At 63.3% G+C, this 4,137-nt stretch carries 3 protein-coding genes and 1 pseudogene; 2 read left to right on the top strand and 2 right to left on the bottom strand.

Annotation, left to right across the window (positions count from 1 at the left end; genetic code table 11):
* Positions 1–229 precede the first annotated feature (229 nt).
* On the bottom strand, positions 230–676 hold the full coding sequence (locus AC1DKD_RS40395; RefSeq protein WP_045240037.1) for a CBS domain-containing protein: 447 nt from the start codon (positions 674–676) through the stop codon (positions 230–232).
* Between the two features lie 202 nt (positions 677–878).
* Between AC1DKD_RS40395 and AC1DKD_RS40390 the strand changes: the two genes are divergently transcribed.
* Both AC1DKD_RS40390 and AC1DKD_RS40385 read left to right on the top strand, forming a co-directional pair.
* On the top strand, positions 879–2,189 hold the full coding sequence (locus AC1DKD_RS40390) for an O-acetylhomoserine aminocarboxypropyltransferase (protein ID WP_276290389.1): 1,311 nt from the start codon (positions 879–881) through the stop codon (positions 2,187–2,189).
* A pseudogene (locus tag AC1DKD_RS40385) lies at positions 2,189–2,848 on the top strand (alpha/beta fold hydrolase); the annotation flags it as partial. The gene AC1DKD_RS40390 and the pseudogene AC1DKD_RS40385, both read left to right, overlap by 1 nt.
* A 395-nt stretch (positions 2,849–3,243) precedes the next feature.
* Here AC1DKD_RS40385 and AC1DKD_RS40380 read toward each other — a convergent pair.
* A partial coding sequence (locus AC1DKD_RS40380; RefSeq protein ID WP_477144661.1) for a peptidase domain-containing ABC transporter occupies positions 3,244–4,137 on the bottom strand: 894 nt, incomplete at its 5' end.

Here is a 4,137-nt window from a genome sequence, read left to right as displayed (position 1 = left end):
CATGTAGGCAGGAAAGAGGTGACCCCGGCGAACCGGGCGGCCCGGTGGGCGCCCGGCGACGTCGCTGACAATGCTCGCACGGCGGCGGGCATGCCATTGCAAGGGATGCTTGCGGTACCGTGCAATACGCATCTCGACCGCGCCCCGCCCTGCCGGGGCCCACCAAGCCTCAACCGCCGTACGGCATCGCCCCCCGGAAGCACTCCGATCCTCGCGCCGGCGCGGAGGCTCAATCGGTCTTTTCTTCCGGCCAGTCGCGGATATAAGCCTTGAGCATGCGGTTTTCGAAGCTTTGCTCCTCCACCACGGCCTTGGCGACGTCATAGAAGGAAATCACACCCATCAGGGTGCGGTTGTCCAGCACCGGCAGGTAGCGCGTGTGGCGCTCCAGCATCATGCGGCGGACTTCGTTGACGTCGGTCTCCATGGTGCAGGTGAGCGGCGCATCGTCCATGACCTTGCGCAGGCTGGTGGTGCCGACGCTGCCGCCATTGGCGGAAAGGGTCTTGATGATCTCGCGGAAGGTCAGCATGCCCACCAGGTCGCCGTACTCCATCACCACCAGCGAGCCGATATCGTGCTCGGCCATGATATTGACCGCCAGCAGCAGTGACGTCTCCGGCTTCACCGTATAGAGCGTGTTGCCCTTGATTTGCAGGATGTCGCTGACTTTCATGATGGTCTCCGCTTGCTGAAACTACTGTTTTGCTGTGTATTGCCTGCCGCGCCCGGCACGGCCTGATGCGCCGATCCTAGCCGAAACCGGCCGCCCAAGTAAAGCACGGGGTGCCGCCAGCGCCGCCAGGGCTATTTGCCGTGCTCGCCGGCGGCAGCGGATGCTACGATGCGCACCGGAGACAACTCTAGCCTTTAACGCCATGTCCGGTACCCGTTTCGACACCCTCGCGCTGCATGCAGGCGCCGCCCCCGACCCCGCCACGGGGGCACGGGCCACGCCCATCCACCTGACGACATCCTTCGTCTTCCGCGACAGCGAGCATGCCGCCTCGCTGTTCAATATGGAGCGCGCGGGCCATGTCTACTCCCGCATCTCCAACCCGACCGTAGCCGTCTTCGAAGAGCGCGTCGCCGCCCTCGAGAACGGCGCCGGCGCGATCGGCGTGGCCTCGGGCCAGGCTGCGCTGCACCTGGCGGTGGCCACCCTGATGGGCGCGGGCTCGCACGTAGTGGCGTCCAGCGCCCTGTACGGCGGCTCGCACAACCTGCTGCACTACACGCTGCGCCGCTTCGGCATCGAGACCACCTTCGTGCAGGCGCGCGATATCGACGCCTGGCGCGCGGCGATCCGGCCGGAGACGAAACTGCTGTTCGGCGAGACCCTGGGCAATCCCGGGCTGGACGTGCTGGACATCCCGACCCTGGCCCAGCTCGGCCAGGACAATGGCATCCCGCTGCTGGTCGACTCCACGTTCACCACGCCCTACCTGCTCAAGCCCTTCGACCACGGCGCCGGCCTGCTCTACCACTCGGCCACCAAGTTCCTGGGCGGCCACGGCACCACCATCGGCGGCGTGCTGGTGGAAGGCGGCACGTTCGACTTCGAGGCCTCCGGGCGCTTCCCGGAACTGTCCGAGCCCTATGCCGGTTTCCACAATATGGTGTTCACCGAGGAAAGCACGGTGGCGCCCTTCCTGCTGCGCGCGCGGCGCGAGGGCCTGCGCGACTTCGGCGCCTGCCTGAGCCCGATGGCCGCCTGGCAACTGCTGCAGGGCATCGAGACGCTGCCGCTGCGCATGGCCCGCCACGTGGAAAACGCGCGCCGCGTGGTGCAGTTCCTGGTGTCGCATCCGATGGTCGAGTCGGTGGCCTATCCGGAACTGGAATCCCACCCGGACTACGAACTCGCCAAGCGCCTGCTGCCGCGCGGCGCGGGCGCCGTGTTCAGCTTCAACCTCAAGGGCAACCGCGCCGCGGGCCAGCGCTTCATCGAGAGCCTGGCGCTGTTCTCCCACCTTGCCAATGTGGGCGACGCCCGCTCGCTGGTGATCCACCCCGCCTCCACCACCCACTTCCGCATGGACGCCGCGGCGCTGCAGGCGGCCGGCATCGGCGAAGGCACCATCCGCCTGTCGGTCGGCCTGGAAGACCCGGACGACCTGATCGACGACCTCAAGCGCGGCCTCAAGGCCGCGGAGAAAGCCATGAGCGGCAAGGGAGGCCAAGCCTGATGGAACTGACAATCGCAGGCCGCAAGGCCCATGCCTACACCGGCGGCAAACCCTTCGACCCCGCCCTGCCCTGCGCCGTATTCGTGCACGGCGCACAGAACGACCATAGCGTCTGGGCCCTGCAGACGCGCTGGTTCGCGCACCACGGCTTCAGCGTGCTGGCGGTCGACCTGCCCGGCCACAACCGCAGCGAAGGCGAGCCGCTCAAGACAGTCGAAGCCATGGCCGACTGGGTGATCGAACTGGTGCGCGCGGCCGGCGTGAGCGCCCCCGCCCTGGTGTTCGGGCACAGCATGGGTTCGCTGATCGCGCTGGAAACGGCCGCCCGCCACCCTGACGCGGTGCGCGGCATCGCCCTGCTCGCCACGGCCTACCCGATGAAGGTTGCCGACGCCCTGCTCGACGCCTCGCTCAACCGCGTGGACCAGGCCATCGCCATGGTCAATGCGTGGTCGCACTCCAGCCTCGCCAACAAGCCCTCCTCGCCGGGACCGGGCTCGTGGATGCAAGGCGGCAGCCAGCGCCTGATGGAACGCGTGGCACAACGCAACCCCGAAGGCCACGTCTTCCACAACGACTTCTCCGCCTGCAACGCCTACGCCAACGGCGACGCCGCGGTGGCCGCCGTGCGCTGCCCCACCCTGTTCATCAACGGCGCGGGAGAGCAACCGGCACGCCGCGCCGTGCCGACTTGCGCCTAGGAACCAGTCGCAGGGTAGTAGGCTCTCGGCGTTGGTGCGCAGCTTGGCCGTGTCCCCTCCGGTGTGCCTACGGGCTACCTCTGCGAGAGACTGGCTTCGGCAGACAACATTGGGCTTGATGGGTGAGCTTTGCTTCCCGCTGGGTAAGTTTGTTCCCTTGAAAGTCTGCTCGGCATATCGGCACCACGCTTTCTGACAGGAGGCGAAAATGGGGAGTTTACCGAGGTCGGACAAGCGAGGATGGGCATTGACGTAGGTAGCGAGCATCTACCAACTCGATCCGACCAATGCTCGGGCCATGGAAGCTAAAACCAGATCTCYCCGAGAGTGCTCTGATCCGCGATCATTGGTAGCTATCGGTCGTGTTCGCTGAAGTCAGTGATATCAATCACGCGATCGGCCATCGCAATGGTCTCCCGACGGTGTGCAATCGTGATGCGTGTTACAGTCAGGGTGCGGATAGCTTCATTGACTGCTCTCTCTGTTTCCACATCCAGATGGCTTGTAGCCTCGTCGAGCACCAGAATCCTGGCTTGCCGATATAGTGCACGAGCCAGAAGCACCCGCTGTTTCTGTCCGCCAGAAAGACTACTGCCCATATCGCCTGTTAGGGAATGATATGCCATCGGCATGGCCAACACCTCGTCATGGATCTTTGCCGCTTTCGCCGCGGCATAAACGCGTTCGCGGTCAATGTGCTCGTCAAATCCGGAGATGTTATCCTGCAGGCTACCGGAAAAAAGTTGATCATCCTGCATTACAGCAGCAACCTTTTTTCGCCAATTCCTAAGGCCGAATTGATGTACTGGAATTCCATTTATTCGCAAAGATCCTTCCGTTGGTTCCAGTAGACCCAAAATGATCTTTGCAAGCGTTGTCTTTCCGCAGCCGGTGGCTCCAACAATTGCAACGTGTTCTCCCGGAACGAACTCGATGCTCAAATCCCGAAGCACCCAATTACTCCCGCTGCCATAGCGAAAGCCTATGTTTTCCAGCTTCAGAGAGAGAGGCGTGTGATCGTTGAACTCTCCAAGCTGCTCGGGCATGACGCCAGTCGTCTCTTCCTGCTCAGTTAGCACGATATCCGAAAGCCGCTCGACGTGAAGGCGAAGCATCCGAACCGACATGATGTTATCGATGAAACGCTGCATTCTGGAAGAAAATGCGTCCTTATAGGAAATGAATGCCATTAGCATACCAACTGTAAGTACACCGTTTATAACCATACCCGCCCCCCAACCCAATAC

The sequence above is a fragment of the Cupriavidus sp. 05T313 genome (assembly GCF_056396665.1).
The sequence above is the reverse complement of the archived record's forward strand: the minus strand, read 5'-3'. Positions and strand labels throughout refer to the sequence as shown.